The sequence below is a fragment of the Telmatocola sphagniphila genome (genome assembly GCF_018398935.1).
In the GTDB taxonomy this organism is placed as follows: Bacteria; Planctomycetota; Planctomycetia; order Gemmatales; family Gemmataceae; genus Telmatocola; species Telmatocola sphagniphila.
On the sequence record NZ_CP074694.1, the window covers coordinates 5,565,729 to 5,585,386 of the forward strand.

At 54.2% G+C, this 19,658-nt stretch carries 15 protein-coding genes; 9 read left to right on the plus strand and 6 right to left on the minus strand.

The window, feature by feature from the left end; translation table 11 throughout:
• The first annotated feature begins 21 nt into the window (after positions 1-21).
• From KIH39_RS22290 to KIH39_RS22320, 7 genes are all read left to right on the plus strand, one after another.
• Positions 22-1,773, plus strand: a complete 1,752-nt coding sequence (locus KIH39_RS22290) for a complex I subunit 4 family protein (RefSeq protein WP_213495537.1) — start codon at positions 22-24, stop codon at positions 1,771-1,773.
• A 39-nt stretch (positions 1,774-1,812) separates the two neighbouring features.
• Positions 1,813-3,387 (plus strand): NADH-quinone oxidoreductase subunit N, encoded by a 1,575-nt coding sequence (locus KIH39_RS22295; protein ID WP_213495539.1) that lies wholly within the window; start codon positions 1,813-1,815, stop codon positions 3,385-3,387.
• 373 nt (positions 3,388-3,760) lie between these two features.
• Positions 3,761-3,970 carry a hypothetical protein gene (locus KIH39_RS27290; protein ID WP_390623675.1) on the plus strand — a complete coding sequence of 70 codons (210 nt, stop codon included), beginning with the start codon at positions 3,761-3,763 and terminating at the stop codon, positions 3,968-3,970.
• Positions 3,971-3,985: 15 nt separating this feature from the next.
• Positions 3,986-4,390: an acyl-CoA thioesterase gene (locus KIH39_RS22305; RefSeq protein WP_213495549.1), complete on the plus strand. Its 405-nt coding sequence runs from the start codon at positions 3,986-3,988 to the stop codon at positions 4,388-4,390.
• A 112-nt stretch (positions 4,391-4,502) separates the two neighbouring features.
• A complete protein-coding gene (locus KIH39_RS22310) occupies positions 4,503-7,100 on the plus strand; it encodes a tetratricopeptide repeat protein (protein ID WP_213495551.1) in 2,598 nt (865 codons plus the stop codon).
• Positions 7,101-7,205: 105 nt separating this feature from the next.
• Positions 7,206-7,907: an SOS response-associated peptidase gene (locus KIH39_RS22315; protein ID WP_213495553.1), complete on the plus strand. Its 702-nt coding sequence runs from the start codon at positions 7,206-7,208 to the stop codon at positions 7,905-7,907.
• 384 nt (positions 7,908-8,291) lie between these two features.
• A complete protein-coding gene (locus KIH39_RS22320) occupies positions 8,292-9,806 on the plus strand; it encodes a cbb3-type cytochrome c oxidase subunit I (protein WP_213495555.1) in 1,515 nt (504 codons plus the stop codon).
• Positions 9,807-9,926: 120 nt separating this feature from the next.
• Here KIH39_RS22320 and KIH39_RS22325 read toward each other — a convergent pair whose 3' ends face one another.
• From KIH39_RS22325 to KIH39_RS22335, 3 genes are all read right to left on the minus strand, one after another.
• Complete coding sequence (locus KIH39_RS22325; protein WP_213495557.1) at positions 9,927-10,391, minus strand: hypothetical protein; 465 nt, start codon at positions 10,389-10,391, stop codon at positions 9,927-9,929.
• Entirely contained in the window at positions 10,391-11,608 is a 1,218-nt protein-coding gene (locus KIH39_RS22330) for a DNA polymerase Y family protein (protein ID WP_213495559.1), read from the minus strand. Before KIH39_RS22330 ends, KIH39_RS22325 begins: the two co-directional genes overlap by 1 nt.
• A 158-nt stretch (positions 11,609-11,766) precedes the next feature.
• Complete coding sequence (locus tag KIH39_RS22335; RefSeq protein WP_213495561.1) at positions 11,767-12,915, minus strand: TlpA family protein disulfide reductase; 1,149 nt, start codon at positions 12,913-12,915, stop codon at positions 11,767-11,769.
• 185 nt (positions 12,916-13,100) lie between these two features.
• Here KIH39_RS22335 and KIH39_RS22340 point away from each other — a divergent pair, with 185 nt between their 5' ends.
• A complete protein-coding gene (locus tag KIH39_RS22340; RefSeq protein ID WP_213495563.1) occupies positions 13,101-13,592 on the plus strand; it encodes a hypothetical protein in 492 nt (163 codons plus the stop codon).
• A 27-nt stretch (positions 13,593-13,619) separates the two neighbouring features.
• On the opposite strand, the gene KIH39_RS22345 is transcribed toward KIH39_RS22340, so the two are convergent.
• Positions 13,620-14,792 carry an AAA family ATPase gene (locus tag KIH39_RS22345; RefSeq protein ID WP_213495565.1) on the minus strand — a complete coding sequence of 391 codons (1,173 nt, stop codon included), beginning with the start codon at positions 14,790-14,792 and terminating at the stop codon, positions 13,620-13,622.
• Between the two features lie 157 nt (positions 14,793-14,949).
• Between KIH39_RS22345 and hisS the strand changes: the two genes are divergently transcribed.
• Entirely contained in the window at positions 14,950-16,269 is a 1,320-nt protein-coding gene (gene hisS, locus KIH39_RS22350) for a histidine--tRNA ligase (protein WP_213495567.1), read from the plus strand.
• Between the two features lie 3 nt (positions 16,270-16,272).
• Here the strand turns inward: hisS and mch are convergent, their stop codons facing one another.
• The gene (mch, locus tag KIH39_RS22355; protein ID WP_213495569.1) at positions 16,273-17,226 is read right to left on the minus strand and encodes a methenyltetrahydromethanopterin cyclohydrolase; all 954 of its coding nucleotides are present in this window, start codon (positions 17,224-17,226) and stop codon (positions 16,273-16,275) included.
• A gap of 55 nt (positions 17,227-17,281) precedes the next feature.
• Positions 17,282-19,639: a DUF3488 and transglutaminase-like domain-containing protein gene (locus tag KIH39_RS22360; protein ID WP_213495571.1), complete on the minus strand. Its 2,358-nt coding sequence runs from the start codon at positions 19,637-19,639 to the stop codon at positions 17,282-17,284.
• Positions 19,640-19,658 lie beyond the last annotated feature (19 nt).

Here is a 19,658-nt window from a genome sequence, read left to right on the forward strand (position 1 = left end):
ACAACTCTACCTGAGATTTGAATGCTGAGTGCGGAAACAATTCGATCGCTTTTGCCGGTGCTGTTCGGTCTGCCTCTGGTGGCCGCACTGATCGTCAAACTATTTGGACAGAAACAGTCCCAGGCGCGAAGTCTGGCTCTGGTGTTCGCTCTGGTTCACCTGGGTCTGACGGTCGATGTGATTCTATCGGCGTATCTGCCCCTGAATTCCCGTCCGCTCGATCCGAATCCTGTGACGCGCCACAGCCCGATTTTCCTGCCGGAATTTGTGCCGGGTGATCCGGGCAGCGGCCATAAAGCTTCGGAGATTATCTCCACCGATGTGGATTCGCACACGACGACGTACAACTTGCTGCGATTCAGTGATGTGGATGCCACAGGGGCTTTGAAGAATCCCAAAATGAAGAGCATTCAGTTCTTCATCGGTCTGGATGGTTTGAATGTCTGGATGCTCGGGCTAACCAGTCTGATCATGCTTTCGATCGTGCTGGTGTCCTGGTCGGGCATCCAGGAAAACGCCGGCTCGTTCTATGCCTGGATATTCGCATTGCAAGCGGGGGCAATCGGTGTGTTTCTCGCCTTCGACATCATTCTTTTCTACGTTTGCTTTGAATTAACGCTGATTCCGCTCTTCTTCCTGATTGGCAATTGGGGCGTGGGTCCCACCCGCCGGGAAGCGGCCCGCAAACTCTTCCTCTACACTCTGGGCGGTGGATTGATCACGCTGGTCGGTATCGCGGGTGCGGTACTGATGGTCTACAACCACACGGGAATCCTGACCTTTTCAATTCCCGAACTGTCGGAGAGCGTTTCGCAGATGCTCAGCAAGGCGGACGGCAATACCGTCGCCGGTGCTCGGACTTTGCAGATCTTCCTGTTCCTGGCTCTGGCCGTCGGATTCGCGGTCAAGATTCCGCTGGTGCCATTGCACACCTGGCTGCCGGGGGCTTATTCGGAAGCGCCCATCGGTGTTACGGTCATGCTCTCGGCGATTCTCGCCAAGATGGGAACTTTCGGCCTCTTGCGAATTTGTCTGCCGCTGGCTCCCGATGCGACCTTGGTCGTCGGGGTGCCCTTGCTCGGTGTGATGGGAGCGGTGGGCATCGTCTACGGTGCATTCTGTGCGTTCGCTCAAAGCGACTTCAAAAAACTGGTTGCTTACAGTTCCGTAAGTCACCTCGGTTTCGTTGCTCTGGCCCTGGTGGCCTTCAATCATGAAGGCATGTCCGGGGGCATGCTGCATATGGTCAACCACGGCCTCTCGACCGGGGCGATGTTCATTCTGGTGGGTCTGCTAATCGACCGCTACGGGACGACTCGCATCGTGGATTACTCCGGTATGTGGGCCAAGCTACCTAAGCTGACCTTCTTCATGATGGTGATAGCCCTGGCTAGCGTCGGTCTGCCCGGTCTGAACAACTTCATCTCGGAAATGCTGATGCTCTTCGGGTTGTTCGATCTGCGCAACGCCAACGTCACCACCATTTCTTTTGGAGTGGTGGGAGGCTTCGGCATCTTCCTCAGTGCCTGGTACACGCTGACGCTGGTACAGCGCGTCTTCTTCGGCCCGCTGCGCGAACCGGCTCCCGCCGTGCAGGGCGCGATCGTTAAAGATCTGAATCGCCGGGAATACTGGGCCATTGCCCCTTTGGCTCTGGGTTGCCTGCTTTTGGGAATTTTCCCCCAGGTCATTCTGACGACCATGGATCGGGATATCAAGGCCTTGACGATAGTCGCCGATGAAGCACGGCATCGTGCAGACCACGGCAAGTAAGCTTACACGCGGACACTACATTTGATTTTTGAGAGAGACATGCTCGAACTGTTTGCTGCAACCCCGACGCTCATCGATGTCAAAGTCGATCAAACGCTGCGCTCGGTATTTCCGCTGATCGTTCCGGAACTGATCCTCCTGGCGACTGCCTGCGTTCTGTTCCTGCTGTCAACGGTGAAGTCGAACCGCGTCGTCGCTGCCACCATATCCGTACTCGGTCTACTCACCGCATTGAACGTTCATCTGTTTCTGATCGATCAATCCAAGCATGCCGAGGCTTTGATACCGACAGTCGCACCGATACTGGGCGATTCGTTGGCCCACTTCGTTCGCGGGGTGTCTCTGGTGGCCGGGCTTTTGCTGGTGCTGATGGGCTGGAACGATACCAGTGATCGGCGAGCCGCCGACCACTATGCCTGCCTGTTGTGCGCGATTACCGGTCTTTCACTGGTCGCTAGTGCCAACGATCTGATTTTTCTCTTTCTGGCTCTGGAACTGATCAGTATCCCGACTTATGTCCTGCTTTATCTGCCGCGCTACGAAGATCAGGTTTCGCAGGAAGCCGCGATCAAATACTTCCTGATGAGTATTCTTTCCTCGGCCATGCTGCTGTTTGGCTTCAGCTACCTGTATGGGCTGACTGGCACCACGAACCTCAAGGCTCTGGTGGAAATTCTGCCGCGCATGGTCGCGGGCGATCAGGTGAATATGGCCTTGATTGCCATCGTGCTCTGTCTGGCCGGTTTAGGCTTCAAGATTACTGCGTTCCCGTTCCACTTTTATGCCCCGGATGTGTATCAGGGGGGACCGACGGGTGTCGTGGCGATGCTGGCGTTCGTTCCCAAGATGGCGGGGTTTGTGGCTCTGACGAAATTATTTGGTTCCTTCGCCGAAATGATGGAAGCTTCCCCGGTGTTTATCCAGAGACTGATGCTGTTGCTCTGGATCTTCTCCGCGGTCACCATGACCATGGGGAACGTACTGGCTCTTTTGCAAACCAACCTCAAGCGCATGCTGGCTTATTCCAGCGTGGCCCATACTGGCTATATGCTGATGGGGCTGGCGGTTCTCCCCACTCAGGCTTACCGAGCGGAAGGAAGCACCGCCGTGATTCAGGGGAACGAAGCGATTTACTTCTATCTGATTTGCTACGGAATCATGACGATCGGTGCGTTCGCCAGCATTGCTTACTTGAATTCGAGGGAACGGCCGGTCGAAACGATTGAAGATTTGTCCGGCTTACACGAAACGCAACCCTGGTCGGCCGCTACGCTAACTCTGTTTTTGTTCAGCATGATCGGCTTGCCCCTGACGGCGGGTTTCGTGGCCAAGTTCCTGCTGTTCCTCGGCGCCATGTCGACTCCGGCCGCCGCTCCGCTGAAAGGAATGTATCCGATCCTGGCTCTGGTCGCCGCCGTGAACGCCGCCATCGCCGCGTTCTACTATCTGCGGATCGTCGGCGTGATGTACCTGCGAAGTTCGTTCAATCCCGTGAAGCCAACTCCGGCCGGTTCGATTCAGATTTGCATTACCATTTGTGCTATTCTGACGCTGGTATTCGGGATCTTCCCCTCGGCTCTGTTCCAACAGGCGAAGGTCGCCGTCGGGCCCTAAAAAGCGGCTTTTAAAATTTCTGCAATACAAAGCGAATGATTCCGCCTCCTGCGTGCGGAGTTCATTCGCTTTTGTTTTTTTCTCCATTCTTGAAACTCGCTTATTATGAGAGCCTCAAATTTAGGCGGGAATCAATAAGCTCCGGCGCGCACTTTGTATATAGTGTTGAAAGGAAGCGATTGTACTGCTTCTCAGCCACGTTTCATTGATTGGTGAAGTGTCCATGCCACAATCCCACGCTTCTTCTGATGAACGCAGGAGTTCTCCTCGCGTTCGGCCTGCGCTCAATACCATCTTTCGGATCGAATCCGATGAGAAGAAGTCTAGACCCATAACTGGATTAGTCTGGGACCTGTCTCTCACCGGATTGAGCATGCTACAGGGAACTTCGCCGAAGCCGGGTGAGATTCTGGCCGGGGAGTTGATCCGGGAAGGGGTGGCGGAGCCCATACCGATTATCCTGCGGGTCATTCAGGTTCGTCTGGCCCCGGCGGGAGATTTTCTGGTGGGGGCACAATTTCTGCGACCGTTGAGCCCGGAAGAATTTCGCGTACTGGTCGAATCTTCGGCGAGCAATACCTGAGGAAGCTTGGCGACCATGTCCTCCCGATTTGTCGAGACCATTGCCGTTCAGCAGACCGATATCGACGTACAGGGACACGTCAATAATGTGGCTTTCCTGCGTCTGGTTCAGGATATTGCCGTTAAACATTGGCTGCATGTTGCTTCGGCCGAGCTGAAGTCCGCCTATACCTGGGTAGTCCGCAAGCACGAGATCGAGTATCTCTCGCCGGGCTTACCGGGCGACGAGCTCGAGTTGACCACTTGGGTCGGCGAACCTTCGGCCGCTACCTGGGAGCGATTCACGGAAATCAAGCGAGCGAGTGATAGCCGTTTACTGGTGAAGGCGCGCACGCTCTGGGTTTTACTGGATGCCGGGACCGGCCGACCCCGGCGCGTCGACCAGCGCTTTCTCGATAGCTTCACGGCTTCGCCATCCTAAGCCCTAATACAACGGTAGCTCTTTTGTAAAACCGTTTTCATTTTCAGATGATTTCGCTGGCCCGGTTTAGTACAATTTTCGCAAATCTCTTTTATCAATTCCTGGAAGCAAAATGCCTACCGTCATCAATGGAGTCGGAACCTGGTATTACGGAAAGCGTAACGTTCACGGCTTCAAGTCGATTTGCGAATTCTGCAATCGCGCGGGCGTTCTGGAATCGTACGATACGACGCTTTTCTTTGTCGTCGTATTCGTTCCCATTATCCCGCTCAATAAACAACGCATCATCAAGCGCTGCCCCAGCTGTCAGAAACATCGCGTGCTCGGTCTCAAGCAGTGGCAGAAAATAAAAAATGAAAGCGTGACGGAAGCCTTGGGTAAGGTGACTCAGAATCCGCACGACAGCGACGCCATCAGCAATGCCTTGTTGACCGCCAGCAGCTTCCAGGACGAGGAATTATTTGAAAAACTAATCGTCCTGAGCGAAGGAAAAACCGGCGATGCCAAGGTCCAGGCGGCCCTGGGCTCCGCGTACGGCTATTTCAATCGACGCGAGGAAGCGATTGAGGCGCTCAAGAACTCGCTGCGAGCCCGCGACGATAATTCGGTTCGAGAACTGCTGGCCGACAATTATCTGCGCAAAGGAGAACCAGAGAACGCGCGTCCTCTTTACCAGCACGTCTTCGATGAACGGAAGGGGGAGTCCGTCTGGCTTCCCAATAATGCGATAGAGACCTGTCAGCGGCTCGGCATGCATCAGGAAGCGCTCGAGATCATGGAGGCTCGGGAAGCCGCCTTCCCCGAATATGCGCGGCAGAAACCCTTTTTGAAACAGAAAGCGGTTTCGCAGAAAAATCTGACTACCGGTAAGCGGATCGCCACGGCACATCTGATCGACAGCGAGCAGGTTCGCAATCGTCCTACCAGCTCGAGCCGTCGGCCTTACATCGTACTTCCGGCCATACTACTTCTCGGATTTCTGATCTACGTCAGCATTGCTTTCTGGAAGGGGCAGAATCGCAAAATTTATCTCGTGAACGGCAGTTCCAAAGCTTACGAGGTAGCCGTGAATGGCGAGAAGGTCTCATTGAATCCAAATCGCGTGACGCCGTATACCGTTGCCGAAGGAACGGTCCGGGTCGAAGTGCCTGCCCCGGAATTGAAAATCGATGCTGTCGAAGGCCAGGTGGAAACGCCCTTCTGGGAACGGCCTTTCACCAATCCGGTCTTCGTCTTTAACCCGGATGGTCTGGGATTAATCGAGGAAGAAACCGCGACCTATGCCCTCAATAATCCGCCCCCCAATAGCGTACCTAACGTCCATTTCGGCAAGGGATTTTATCAGCTCATCCCGGTCGACTATGAATTCGAACCTTTCCCCGCGAGCCTGACGGTGAAGGGAAGCCAGACGGTTACCAAGAAGCGGGTGTACTTCGAGCCGGTGGGTACGACCGAAGCCCTGCTCAACCGATTGGAAACTATCCAGATACCGGCCGAGCAGATTGAACTCGCCAAACGGCGAGCCCGCTTGCAGCCCGACGATTTCGTCATGCTCGGTTGGCTGAAGCTGAAACTCCCGCCGGCTGAGATGGTGGACTTTCTCAAAGAGAGGCTCGAGGACAAGCCCATTCTGGTCGATTGGCACCGCGTCTATCAGATGTCGCGCTTTCAACTCGATCCCAAAGTCGATTTGCGTTCGGAATACGAACAGCGCGTCAAAAGTGATCCGAATCCGGATGCGAAATATTTACTCGCCCGTATTAGCGACGATCCGGAAGCCGCCCGGCTGATGGAAGAATCTTCGAAGAGTACGCCGCCCTCGGCGTATTCCCAGTATTCGCTCGGTTACCGCTATCTTGCGCTCGGGCAATTTCCCGAAGCGATTCAATGGCTCGACTCCGCCGTGAAGCTCAAGCCCGCCAATGTGCAGTTTCAAAATGTCCTCTGGAATGCGTATCTGGCCGCCGGGCAATACGATAAATTTCAGTCCGCTCTCGATCAGTCGAACGCCACAGCACCCACTGCTAGACTGTTATTGAAACTCCAGGCGGCCGCGCGGAAAAATGATCTGGTTCTGATGCAGAATCTGAGAAATCAATTTACGGCTCTGGTTCGGGGACCTGTTGCGAACCCGGCTATGAATCCTGCCCTGGCCAAACTCAATCAGGCGCTCGATTTGACCGTGGCCCTGGCGGCGGGAAACATCAATCGTTTCATGGCTCTGAGTCGCGACGTCGAAAGTCAATCGACCTTTGCTTATCAATTTCTGACCGAGAAATATCAGGAAGCTTCGACCTACATCGATGCCCGCGATGGGCGATCGGCGATTGAATATTGGGGCTTGTTGAATCTGGCCGCCCGCAAAAAGAAGAATCAGATTCTGGAGAACGAGTCCTGGAAGCAACTTCAGGAGTTGATGTCCCACGAGGATCGACAGCTGGCCCGGGCCGCTGAGCTGCTGAAGTCGAACGATGAATCGGCACCCAAACAACTGCTAAATCTGTACGTCGAACCCGACATTAAGCGAGTGTTGCTTCTGATTGCGGCGGATCGCACACCCAATCAAGCGACGGAACTACGAACCTTGGCGTTGAAGCTCAACTATATGCCGGATGTCACTGCGCTTTGCATAAAGAAAATCAGCGATGAGAAACCCGCCGTTAAACTCCCCCGCCGGCCGGATATCAAGTTGCCCGACAAAAAGCCTTAAGAGGGTGACCTGAACGAAGCGATCTTAATTGGAACAGTGTGAATCTCCGCGGACATATTTTCCCATTCCCTTGATCGAACCCGCGTCCGACGAGACAATAGCTAAATGTGCGGACGATTTACCCAATACAACCATCGACGTCTTCTGGCCCGGCTCCATCAACTGGGGCTCGACGAAGACGATATCGACAGTCCCTATTACAACCTCTCTCCCTCGCAGCTCATCCTGGCCGTGCGTCGGGTTATCGATCACAACGAAATTGCCCGGCTGCGCTGGGGCCTGATTCCCAGCTGGGCCAAAGATACTAGCATCGGCTACAAGACGATCAATGCCCGTTGCGAAACTATTCACGAAAAACCGGCCTTTCGCTCCGCCTTCAAACATCGCCGTTGTCTCATCCCGGCCGATGGCTTCTACGAATGGAAGCAGGTGAAGCCCAAGACGCCCTACTTTGTTTACCGGGCCGATAAAGAACCGATGGTCTTTGCCGGCCTCTGGGAAAGCTGGACCAGTCCCGAAGGGGAGATCATCGAATCCTGCTCGATTGTAACCACCGAAGCGAGCGAGATTATCAAGCCGCTGCACGAGCGCATGCCGGTGATGGTCGAACCGGAGAATTTCGAACGCTGGCTCGACCCGGCCATTACTACCCGGGAAAAATTAGAAGATCTTTTCCTCACGCCGCCCTCTCAATTGCTGGCGCTGCATCCGGTCAGTGCCTTGGTCAATAGCCCGCGCAATCAAGGGCCGGCGCTGATCGAGGCCGTGGAGGAACCGACCCAACAGGGTTCTTTATTTCCTGATTAATCCTTTCAATATCTTCGCATTCACAAATTAAAGTTTGTTATTAGTTTTCTCATGTCCTTAGTTCGCGTTCTCTCGGCGCGTCATTTGCATTCTTTTCCTCCCGATCGCCCCGATGTTCGCACTGAGCGGGATTGCGCACTCGTTTGCTCAAGAATGAAAACCGTGACTCCTAAAAATACTCCCCCGGATCCCATTCAGACCGCTTCAGAAGACTCTTTTCCGGGAAGCGATTCTCCCTCTTGGACTCCATTAACGGGCGTCGGCTCTCCCGGGAGAGAGCACCCCGTTACCGAACCGCCACACAACACGGATGTCGAGACGGAGAATGCGCAGAAACCCGCTGCCACCGAAAAACTCAGGGAATAATTATCCGGGTGTCTAAGTATGAGCACTCTGAATCTGAATCTCTCTCCGGATCTCAAAGCATACTTTGCCGAAGAGCGCCGAGCGATCGACGAATCCTGTCGGTTACCAGTGCTGGTTTTTTTCGGCAGCGCGTTGGTCTGGTTGATTGTCGGCACACTACTCGGGTTAACCGCTTCGCTGAAGATGCACACGCCCGATTTTCTCGCCGACCATAGCTGGCTGACCTTCGGACGAATTCGACCGGCGCATTTGAACATGGTCACCATGGGCTGGGCGTCCAGCGCGGGCCTCGGTTGTTCCATCTGGTTGATGTGCCGTCTGTCGCGAATTCCTTTGATCTATCCCCGCATTCTTTTGATTGCCGCACTATCCCTCAATCTCGGGATGATTATCGCGCTCGTGGGAGTTCTCTCGGGATTCAGTCAGGGGGTGGAATGGCTGGAGCCGCCCCAGATTGTAGCGCCCTTCATGACTACCGCTCTCGCCCTCGTCTCGGCCTGGCTTATCGCCACACTCAGGAAACGGCGGGAAAAACACATCTACGTCACCCAATGGTACATCTTCGGCGCAATGTTCTGGATGCCCTGGATGTACACGGTCGCCCAACTGGTAATTTTTGGTATTCCGGGAGTGATGGATCCTGCTCGCGGCGTCGTTCAAGCCACCTGCAACTGGTGGTTTGCCCACAATTTTCTCGGCCTCTGGCTGACTCCGATCGGGGTCGGCGCGGCCTACTATATCATCCCAAAAATTGTCGGCCGGCCGGTGTATAGCTATCACCTGAGCATCATCGGATTCTGGGCTACCGCACTTTTCTACAGCTGGGTGGGCATGCATCATCTCATCGGTGGGCCGCTGCCGGCCTGGATGGTGACCGCCTCCATCGCCGGTTCCATACTGATGATCATCCCGGTGATGGCCGTGGCTCTCAATCATCACATGACCATGTGGGGTCATTTCCAGCAGCTGGTCTACAGCCCGGCCCTTCGCTTCGTCGTATTCGGAGCCATCACTTATACGGCCGTCAGTATTCAAGGTTCGTTCGAAGCGTTACGCGATATGAACGTTATTACGCACTTCACCCACTACACCATTGCGCACGCGCATCTCGGGGTCTATGGCTTTTATTCCATGGTGATGTTCGGCACCATGTATTACATCGTGCCGCGCTTGACCGGCGTGGAATGGGCATCGGCCAAATTAATTCGCCTGCATTTCTGGAGCACATCTTTCGGCATAACCATCTATTACACCAGTCTGACTTTAGGGGGCTGGTACCAGGGACAAGCCCTGATTGCTGTAAACGAATTGAATCAACCGACTCCCTTCATTGAAATCGTACGCTACACGCAACCGTATCTGATCGGCCGCAGCATCGGCGGCTCCCTGATGGCTATCGGCCATTTCGTATTTGCCTATCTGTTCGTAGTTAATGTCTGTCGCTTGGGGCCGGTCAATGGGGGGCCGACTTATTTTGTGCCGCATGCTCAACCTTTAGCGGTCAGCGATCAGCAGTCAGCGGTCAGCTATTAGCTAGTAGCGGTCAGCGATCAGCGATCAGCGGTCAGCATTGAATAAACCATTGCCTTTGGTCAGTAACGCTTGAGCGTGAACAATTAGCATTTCCTAGCTGAAAGCTGAAAGCTGAAAGCTCTATATATCCTCCTCAATCAATATCGGCTGACGGTCGGTCCGGGTCATCACCCGGTAGTAGCGGGAAGGCTCCTTGCAGACGACGTAAACGTGCGGGATCTGATTTTGATCGCGAACCAGTATTCCCTGTATTCCCTGCCGGACGGGGTACCAGACGCCGTTGGCTAAAGCGAGATTTGCCAGGATGCGCACTCCTTCCGGCTGACAATTTCCCCAACGTCCTTCGTCGAGACTCTGTTTCCAGGTCCAGCCGGTTTGCGGCAAAGCACAACGGCGGTCGATATTGCCCCAGGGGACGATTTGAAACTCTCCTTCGTACCAAATCGGTAGCAAGCGCACGGCGTCCAGCCAGAGAAAACGAAACTCCTGGATGCCCGGCCCGCGCGAGTAGAGCCGTTTACGCAGTCGGAAGCGTTCGACCAGCTCGGGCGGAATTTCGCATTCGAGAAGTGCCACGCCGTTCATCAGAAACAGGTCTTTCCTTTAATGTCGCAGATGTCGAAGGAGTGGGTGGTATCGGAATAGATTTCCCGAAGCGGCAATGTGGCCGCACTGCGCACTGCAAAGCGGCCGATGCGTTCGTTGATTTTCTTTTTGATCTCGGCCACCGCCTTGGCCGGTTCTTCGGGCGGTGGAAACAGACTGGCCTGACGGCAACCGGCCCGGCGCAGGTCACCGGCAATAACGTGCATATGCGTGGCCACCCAGCCCGGGCGATAAGCTCGCGCCAGGGCCACCTTGGCCGATTCCAGCAGTTCATCGAAACGATCGGTCGGGCCATCCAACGGCCCTTCACCCCCCAGCGACGGCCGATCGTCGGCATAGCTGAGAAACAGCGTCAGTTTCCCGGCGTGCACCTGATACCAGTTCAATTCCTCGATCAGGCGTTCCACATTGCGGACCAGCCAGGCGTGCAGCACGCGCGGATCGTAAACCTTCCCGGCCATGCTTCCGCCGCGGGAGAGGAATTTGTGGGGCGTCCGCTCGGTATTGATGCGAATGACCGGCTCGCCGCGCAGTTCGTACCAAAGTCCTTCGCCGACTTTAGTGATCAGTTGCAGAATCAGTTTGCGGTCGGCATTGATGAAATCGAGGCAGGTCCGAATGCCTCGATCCATCAGGGTTTTTGCCCGGCGCGAAGCGATGCCGGTGATTTCGGAAACGGAAAGTCGGGCGAGCAGTTCCCGTTCTTCCTCGGGCGTGAAAAGGGCCTTGGCTCCGAAGGGTTTGGCCGTGTCGCTGATCAGTTTGGCCAGGGTACGCGAGCGGGCGACGCCGATGGTCACTGGCACGCCGATCTGATTAGAAATCTCCTGCTGAATCTTCTGGGCAAGTAGCTGAGGGGAAGGATCGTCCACGGTGAAGAAAAATTCATCGATACTGTAGAATTCCGAACAGGAGGAATATCGCCGGACGATTTCCAGCATGTCTCGCGAAAGTACTTCGTACCAGCGAAAATCGCGCTTGACGTAAATACCTTCAGGGCAAAGGGCTTGCGCTTCCCAGACGGTCGTTCCGGTTTTAACACCGGCCGCTTTCATTTCGTAGCTCTTGGCAATGACGCACGCTCCCTGATTGCCCAGCACTCCGACCGGTTTGCCGCGCAGCCAGGGGAAGCGCACCCGCTCGGCCGAGACGTAAAAGCAGTCTGCATCGAGATGGGCAATCAACGGTCTGGCCATGTTCCATTCCTTCCGTAGCGGAATGTATACAGGTTTATACTACTACAGTAATATGTCAAGCGCCGTTGCGGAAGTCAAAAAAAACGGGGAAATGGGATAAGTGGGCGTTCAGAAGAGAGGGGTGGGTACGATTGTACCCACCGGGGGAGAACAAATGTTTACTTCGCTTCAGCTTCTTTGACGAGCGTTTCCAGAGCTTCATCGAGGGCTTTCCATTCGGCATCGGTATCGGGCGAACCGAGGAAGCGATGGCGAATGACGCCCTTGTGATCGATCAGAATGATGGTCGGCCAGCCCTGGACTTTCCAGTCCTTACTGATGTCGCCGGCCGGGCCTTTTTCGCCGTTCCAGAAAGAGCGGTAGTTGATCTTCTCTTCTTCGATGCGCTTGGCTAATTTTTCCTTGTCGCGATCGCTGTTGACGCCGACGAGCACGAACGGCTTGCCTTCGTATTTTTTGACGGTCTTGACGTTGTGTGGAACCATCTGCATGCAGGGGCCGCACCAGGTACCCCAGAAGTCGAGCATGATCACTTTGCCTTTGAAGTCGCTGAGCTTCAAGGCTTTGCCTTCGGTATCTTCGGCGGAGATTTCCAGCGGTTTGCCACCCGGTAAGAGATTCTTGATCATGTAAATATTGTCTTGAGCATCTTCGCCCATCTTTCGGCCGGGGTACCATTCGACATCCGCGAATTCGCGCTCGAGCTGTTCCCAGAGCTTCAACGAGGCGACCGACTTTTCCTTGACGTCTTTTTCAGAAGTCAGGTAGTTCACGCAGTCATCGGTAAGCTGACTGGCCATGGTCCGCAAGGACAAGGCTTTAACTTTCTTGTCGGGACTCTTGGCATAAACTTCCTTGAGGAAGGCAGTCGATTCTTTGCCGAGTGCGAAGGAGATCATCATGACCGCGTTGGCCATTTTCGGATTGGTGAGGTGATGCTTGCGGAGAATCTCGATGGCTTCCTTCCCCTCTTTCGAATCGCGAACGGAAGAGAGGATGAAGAGCGCACCGTCGAAACCGACATCGTCATCGGGCTTGGCCTTGACCAGATTCATCATGGCCGGGACGTATTTCTTGGGAGCGGCCCGGTACCCTTCGAGCGCTTTATTCTTGGCATCTTTGTCTTTCGATTCCCGGTAGGTTTTCAGGAATTCCTGCTGAGCCGTTTGAGACTCTTTGACGATCGATTTGTATTCTTCGGTTCGTGTGGGAGTTTCGCTTTTTTTGGCTTCCTCTTTGGGTTTGTCCTGAGCGAAAGCGATACCGACCAGCAGCAACGCTACCAGTCCCGTTGATAAACGACGCATGTGCACATCCTCGGATGAATGAAGTTGTCGATATTAGAAAGATAGCGATTTAACTGTTGAAGTGATATATGGTCGAATTTTGATCAGTAACTATTTGCGATTGTAATGCGCGGAACCGCATGCTATCGTCGGTGAAGATGACGATTTCCCATAGAATAACTATCCCTTTTTAAGAAAGAAATAAAATGAAAAAGTTTCTAGTAGCGTCGATGGGTCTGGCCCTGGTGTGCGGTTTGGGCATCCAAGGTAATGCTCGACTGGTGTCGCAGGAAATCGCGAAAGCCCAGGAGAAGAAAGTGCCCACCGAAGAAGACAAAATCAAACACAAAGCTCTGATGGCTAAGAAACTGGCTTTATCCCAGGATATTCTGAAGGCTCTGGTGCTCAACGATCTGCCTGAAGCCAAGGTGCGCGCGGAAGATCTCATCAAGCTTCGTAAAGAAGCGGCCTGGATGATGAAGATCAAGAAAGATCAGTTGGCCGATTACAACACCTTCAGCAACGATTTCACCCGAAGCGCGGAGAAAGTTATCAAGTCCTGCAAGGAAAATAATCTGGATCGGGCCAAATTCGGTTATCTGGAAATGACTCTCGCCTGTTTCAACTGTCATGCGGCTTGCCGGGACATGCTGGAAATCAAGAGCGACCTTCCGAACCTGGAAGTCCTGAAAAAGTGATTTCGCCTAAAAGCTCATTGGACTGAATTAATTATGCCCGTTGAGTGCCGCGAAGTATCCCAACGGTCCTCGCGGCTTGGCGTTGAATTCTTCTCGGTTGGATCGGAATTGGCGAATCGCCCAGCCCCAGTTCCACTCATTGCTATCGATATAATGCAGCACCAGGAGATTCTTCAACTCTTCGATTTCCGCGAAGCTCATCTCGGCGGTGTCTTTCAAAAAAGTCGATATATCCAGATTTCCGCGAATCTCCGCATGCCAGCGGTCGAGTAGCCGGCGTCGCAGCGATTCGTTGGGTTTCTGAAACATCAGAACGATATCGATGCGTCCGGGGCGCCGGAAGGCCGGATCGATCCGATCCAAGGGGCAGTTTGTCGCGAAAATATAAACGACGCCTTCCTTCTGAGTCATTCCATCGAGCGCGTTGAGAAAGATGGATTGATCGTCGGCGGCCGGGGCGTTATCCCGATTGCGTAAAGCCATATCCATGTCGTCGAAAAAGACGATTCCGCAATCTTCCACAGTGAACAATTCGCCAATCGAATCGATGGGATTCTGCGAACACCGTGCTGTTTGATAAGCTTCGGCTGTAACCTGCTTCCATTCCCAGCTGCGCTCCAGGCATTCCTGCATTAACCACCGGCAGACGGATGTTTTGCCGTTGCCGGGTGGGCCGTATAGGAGCAAACCTCGTTTTGGTCGTCCGCCGAATTCCTTGATGCGATTGAGATTTTTCGGATCCAGGTAGCCGATGGTATTCTGCCAGATGGTTTTCTGAATTTCCGCTTCCATGACTGGCGGTGGATTCTTTTTGTCCGGCTGTCGGAAAAGCCGGTAGGCCACCCGATATAAGCGAAGGTAGTCTTCCTTTCCGACGATGAATAATTTGACGCAACGTTGCGAGGCCTTACCTTCATCCAGTAGAGCCTGAATTCTCGCAAACGGAATTCCTTCAATGCGATAGCCGCGCACCCCGAAAGTTACGCCGGCGTGCGTGCGGCGAAAATAGGGATTCCAATCCCGCACGAGCAATCCTTCCAGGGGAAGAACCGGCCCGCGCGTCGAATGTTCCATCAAATCGCTGAAGAAATAGCTGGGATCGAAGGCCACGGGATCCTTGATGCCCGCAATCCGCCCGGCCTGTTCGATCGTCTTTTTCTGATCCGCAGCGTAATGCTGCATATTGTTTGTTAAACCCATGCAATCTAGACCTCGGGGGTCGCCAGCGGGTTCGCAGAATCAAAAAAAACGTTCGTCGAGTCGAAAGCTAAATAGATTCCTCGATTGGATCTGAACCCGGGCAGAGATACAAAGTTCTTTAAGTAAGACACGATCTGTAAGTCAGGAATGGTTTCGAATGGCTTTGATTGAACCGCGCACGTTGAAGGGTTTCCGCGATTATCCTCCGGAATTGATGATCCCCCGCGAACAGATGCTGGAGAAAATTCGCCGGGTCTACCGCTCGTATGGCTTTGCGCCTATCGATACACCCGCGCTCGAATACGCTGAGATTCTGCGCGGCAAAGGGGGCGAGGAGTCGGATCGGCTGATCTATCAGTTCAAGGATCACGGCGATCGCGAAGTGGCCCTGCGCTTCGACCTGACCGTTCCCTTTGCCCGCTTCGCGGCCCAGTACGTTCCCAAGATCGGCACGCCGTTCAAGCGCTACCACATGGGTCCGGTGTGGCGCGGAGAAAATTCGGCGCGCGGCCGCTACCGGGAATTCTGGCAGTGCGATTTCGATACCATCGGCACCACTTCGAACGCTTCAGACATCGAAATTGCTCTGGTGATCAACGATCTGATGGTGGCCCTGGGCTTCGAGAAGTTCACGATTCGAATCAACAATCGCTTATGCTTGAATGGACTGCTCGAATCGCTCGGGTTATCCGACAAGTCGGTGCCGCTCCTTCGATCGCTGGATAAACTCCTGAAGATTGGCCGCGACAAAGTGGCCGAGGAGATGGTGCGCGAGGCCGGTGTGACCGAGCAGCAGGCCGCGCAGGTCGTGGCACTCGCGGATTTGACGGGAACGAATTCCGAGATCATTAATAGACTCGAAGCAGAGTACGGAGGAAACGCCAAGGCCGCGGATGGGATTCAAAAATTGCGAGAGCTGTTGAAAGTCGCTGAAAGAGCCGGTATCCCCTCTGAACGCATTCAAATCGACTTATCTATCTGCCGGGGGCTCGATTATTACACCGGCACCATTTACGAGACCTTCCTCAACGATCTGCCCAGCATCGGCAGCGTCTGCTCCGGAGGCCGTTACGACAACCTGGCGGAACTCTACACCAAGCAGCAGTTGCCCGGCGTCGGCGCCAGCCTCGGTCTGGATCGGCTCATCGCCGCTATGGAAGAGCTGAAGTTGATTCCCAAGATCAGTACGCCCGCTCCGGTTTTCGTGCCGCAGTTCGTGCCGGATAAACTTGGAGATTACCAGCGAATTGCTCGATCACTACGGGCGCAGGGAATCGGCTGTGAAGTCTATCCCGAAGTCAAGAAGCTGGGAAATCAGTTGCAGTACGCCGAAAAGAGGGGTTTCCGAATCGCCTTGATTGCCGGTAGCGATGAGTTTCAGAACGGCGTCTGGAAGGTGAAGGATCTCGCCAATCGCACGGAGCAGAGTGTTGCCGAAGCCGAATTGGCCCAGGCGATTCTCACTTTGCTTTCTTAGAGATTAATAGCCGGCGAAGGATTTGCGAAGCAGATCGGGCTCGACTCGTCCGAAGCGGAACAATCGGCCGGTCTTCAAGTTCACGAAGGTGATTTCCGCCGGGGAGAACAGCATCGGATCGATCTTGTAGAAGTCGCCATTGTACGATTTGAAGATCTCGCCGAACGGACGGCCAAAATCAGCGGAGGCCCGCGACGGGACTTTCGAACCAATTTCATTCAGCACATCGTCGTCGCTGTTCACCCAAAGGGTGACTTTGCCGCCGTAGAGGATGGCGTCATTGGTCCAACCGATGGCCTGGATATCGTCCTTCCCGATCGGGGGCATCGGGGCCACCCCATGTCCCGAAACAATTTTCGTCAGATCGAATTTCAATTCGTGCAGTTTATGAAGGGCCGTTTCCAGGGAGCGGGCCACCACCTGAATGCTACCGGCCAGACTTGCAGTCGGGGCATAGGCCAGTTTGATTTTATCCACTCCCGGGGGAAGCTTATGAGCTATGAAATCGATCACTTCGGCCGTCGGGGGCTTGCGGGTCTCCAGTACTCCGACGGCTTCGCTCGGCAGTTCTTTATAATCGGGAAATTGTTCGAAGAGTTTTTCTTTACCGTAAGCGGCGCGCATCGGGCCGGAACCCATGGCAAAAAAGGAACCGACATTTATCTGCCAGCCGGCATACTGTGAAGCCAGACAGGCCAATATAGGATGATCGGAATAAACTTGTATTACAACTCCATCATTTCCATTTTTAAGTTCGACCTGCGCATAATCCGAAAGACATATACGCGCAAGTTGAAGTCCGGCAGTCAATCCACCGGGCGATTTAACGCCACAATCGATGACTTTCGTTTTCGCCACGGAGGAGATACCCACCCGCAAATCGTGGCTATTTTCTTCTAAATAATCGAACGCGGCGCCCGCCCGTCCATTTAAATTGTGGCGATGAGACTCTCTCATAATTTGTAGTCTATCAGGGTTTTTACTGAATACGTTACATTTTCAAAAAAATCTTTTAATCCGGCGAAGTTTTTAATGCACTTTCAAACAAGTTGATCTTATTATCAAACTTTACCAGCTCTTCGGGAGAGATTTGTTCATTTCCATAACGACTGCGGTAGTACAATTCCGCGGCCTCGGCGGGCACCGTGGCGAGTACTCCGAGTGACCGTTCCAGAGCTGCAGTCACGCGAGTTCCAAATTCGCGTGGAGTTTGGCCGACTTCAGGTTCAAAGCCGAACCTTTTCAGCAATTCCAAAAGCCGATTGTGAAACTTGACGCCGGGCAGCTGCAGCAGCGGATCCGCTTCCTGGTTTTCGAGAATTTTTCGCTGATGCCTTCGCCGCAGATAGGCGAGTAGAGCCAGGAACGAGATGCCGCCGGTTACAAGCCAGAGCCAGCCTTCCTTTTGTAGGAAGGTTCTAATTGCCAGAACCTGGGCGAGGATGTACTCCGCGGTTTTTTCCCGAACGGCCGGGTTATAGCCGAGGATGAACTCCTTGTAGAATCGATCGATTCGAGCCCAGAAGCCTTCCATCCAGGTTGTTTTCGAGGTCGTGGAGGTCCGAGCCTCCGTACCCGGGGTGGGATCGAGCGTTAACCAGCGGTAGATGAACCGCTCGCCGGGATCGTCGCCTTCGGCAAATTGGTTCACTCGCTTCGGCTGGGCCGCATTCTTGGGTTCCGGCTGGCGGAGTAATACCTCCACCCAGGCGTGGGCATCATCTGAGTAGATGGAATAGACGCCCTCCTGCTCCGCAGTACAGCCTTTGAAACCCATCACCATCTGGCAGGGAATTCCGACGCTGCGCAGCATCAGCACCAGGCCGCTGGCAAAGCGCTCGCAGTGGCCCATTTTTATTTTGAACAGAAAATCCAGAATCGGATCGATCGACTTGTCCGATCTTCCCAGAGTCGAAGAGTAGAGATAGACCCCGGAACTGGAAAGATACTTGTCCAGAGCCCGCGCTATCGGCTCCTGCTGCTTCCATTCGATCCAGTCGGGATAGTTCGTATTCATTTCCCGTTTGGTAATTCCGGGAATCTGATTTTTCGCGATCAGCTCGTCGATCAGAGCGAGTACCCAGGGGGCCAGATCAGTCTGGATCTTCGCCGGTAAACGATTCAGCAAAGTGCTTTCGGGAATCCAGTGCACATCGTAGAGAGGAGGGCCGAGATCCGACTCCAGCTGCGGCAGGGCGACCTGCGTGTATTCGTTGCGGCGGAGATCCGGGATCGGCTGAAAGCTACCGTCGATTTTCGGATCAAAGCTGACGTAAGAATTTTGGGAATCGGCGATTGATGCTATTGGGGAGGGCAGGTTGGCCCGCCAATAGACCGGGTCGGCCAGGATGATCGTGGGCGCCAGCTTGCTATCCCGAATGAAAGTGATGTAAAACTGCTCGGGGGAAAGAACCGGTAAAGCTCTGCGGATATTGTTATCGGGAGCGTTGTTGGGAATGGAAAGCTCACGCAGCATGATCGAACCGCCGCTGGCGAAGCTGGAGCGGGACCACTTGCCATCCTGGTAGCTGAGCATCGTGGTGCTGCGCCAGCGCTGGGAGGGATTCAAATCGTCCTTAGGGGTCCCATCGAAATTTTTGACCCGCACTTCGAAGGCTTTCTCCCCCGGATTCTGCGACAGGGTGCCGGTACGGTTCAAGTCGATGGTGTTGTCGTTTGACAGGCCGATGTCGATTCGGCCCAAGCTGCGCGAGGTAAGTGCCCAGCGGCTTTCGGTGGGCCGGGGCGTCAGCAGAAATATTCCCAGCCCCAGCAGACCGAAACTCATCACCCAGCGCAGCGAAGCGGATAGCAGCGTCCAGCGCGATTCGATCAGTGCGGTCGGAAAATTATTCGGCCAGACAATTTCCCGGCAAAGAAAGAAGAGCGCCAGGCTCCAGACGAATAGAATCAACCAGCCGAACAGGAAGAAACCAAAGGACAGATCGGAAGCCATGGTGCACGCTAATCCCATGGACATCACCGCCAGACCGAACATCGTCCAGTAGTCGCCCACATGCTTGGGGCGCAGCATCTTGGCGGGAATCAGAATCATCAGAACCGGGCTGAGGTAGGGCAGCAAACTCGCCGGGAAGGGCAGGGTATCCAATAGACTGACGCCCGGCCGGATGAACTGGTAGCCGATCCAGCAGGCGACTATGAAACCGAGTATGCCCCCGACGATGTTGGCACTCGGCAGGGAGAGACTGAAGCGGTCTTCCAGCGAATAGGCAGCGCCCAGAAGCGCGATCGAGAAGATGACAATAAACGGAATTTCGGGCAGAAAGAAGTCGCTGGCCGAGCCCAGGGCAACCACCGAGAGACTGAGCATCAGATAAAGGCTGAGCCGAAATGAATGAAGTAGTTTCATGGTTAAGCGGTCGCGAACC

Bases quoted from the DNA above. Each gene is read 5' to 3' on its own strand.
- KIH39_RS22320 (WP_213495555.1), top strand. From the start codon at position 8,292: ATGAGCACTCTGAATCTGAATCTCTCTCCGGATCTCAAAGCATACTTT.
- KIH39_RS22345 (WP_213495565.1), bottom strand. From the start codon at position 14,792: ATGGGTTTAACAAACAATATGCAGCATTACGCTGCGGATCAGAAAAAG.
- KIH39_RS27290 (WP_390623675.1), top strand. From the start codon at position 3,761: ATGCTACAGGGAACTTCGCCGAAGCCGGGTGAGATTCTGGCCGGGGAG.
- hisS (WP_213495567.1), top strand. From the start codon at position 14,950: ATGGCTTTGATTGAACCGCGCACGTTGAAGGGTTTCCGCGATTATCCT.
- KIH39_RS22360 (WP_213495571.1), bottom strand. From the start codon at position 19,639: ATGAAACTACTTCATTCATTTCGGCTCAGCCTTTATCTGATGCTCAGT.
- KIH39_RS22310 (WP_213495551.1), top strand. From the start codon at position 4,503: ATGCCTACCGTCATCAATGGAGTCGGAACCTGGTATTACGGAAAGCGT.
- mch (WP_213495569.1), bottom strand. From the start codon at position 17,226: ATGAGAGAGTCTCATCGCCACAATTTAAATGGACGGGCGGGCGCCGCG.
- KIH39_RS22325 (WP_213495557.1), bottom strand. From the start codon at position 10,391: ATGAACGGCGTGGCACTTCTCGAATGCGAAATTCCGCCCGAGCTGGTC.
- KIH39_RS22305 (WP_213495549.1), top strand. From the start codon at position 3,986: ATGTCCTCCCGATTTGTCGAGACCATTGCCGTTCAGCAGACCGATATC.
- KIH39_RS22330 (WP_213495559.1), bottom strand. From the start codon at position 11,608: ATGGCCAGACCGTTGATTGCCCATCTCGATGCAGACTGCTTTTACGTC.
- KIH39_RS22315 (WP_213495553.1), top strand. From the start codon at position 7,206: ATGTGCGGACGATTTACCCAATACAACCATCGACGTCTTCTGGCCCGG.
- KIH39_RS22340 (WP_213495563.1), top strand. From the start codon at position 13,101: ATGAAAAAGTTTCTAGTAGCGTCGATGGGTCTGGCCCTGGTGTGCGGT.
- KIH39_RS22290 (WP_213495537.1), top strand. From the start codon at position 22: ATGCTGAGTGCGGAAACAATTCGATCGCTTTTGCCGGTGCTGTTCGGT.
- KIH39_RS22295 (WP_213495539.1), top strand. From the start codon at position 1,813: ATGCTCGAACTGTTTGCTGCAACCCCGACGCTCATCGATGTCAAAGTC.
- KIH39_RS22335 (WP_213495561.1), bottom strand. From the start codon at position 12,915: ATGCGTCGTTTATCAACGGGACTGGTAGCGTTGCTGCTGGTCGGTATC.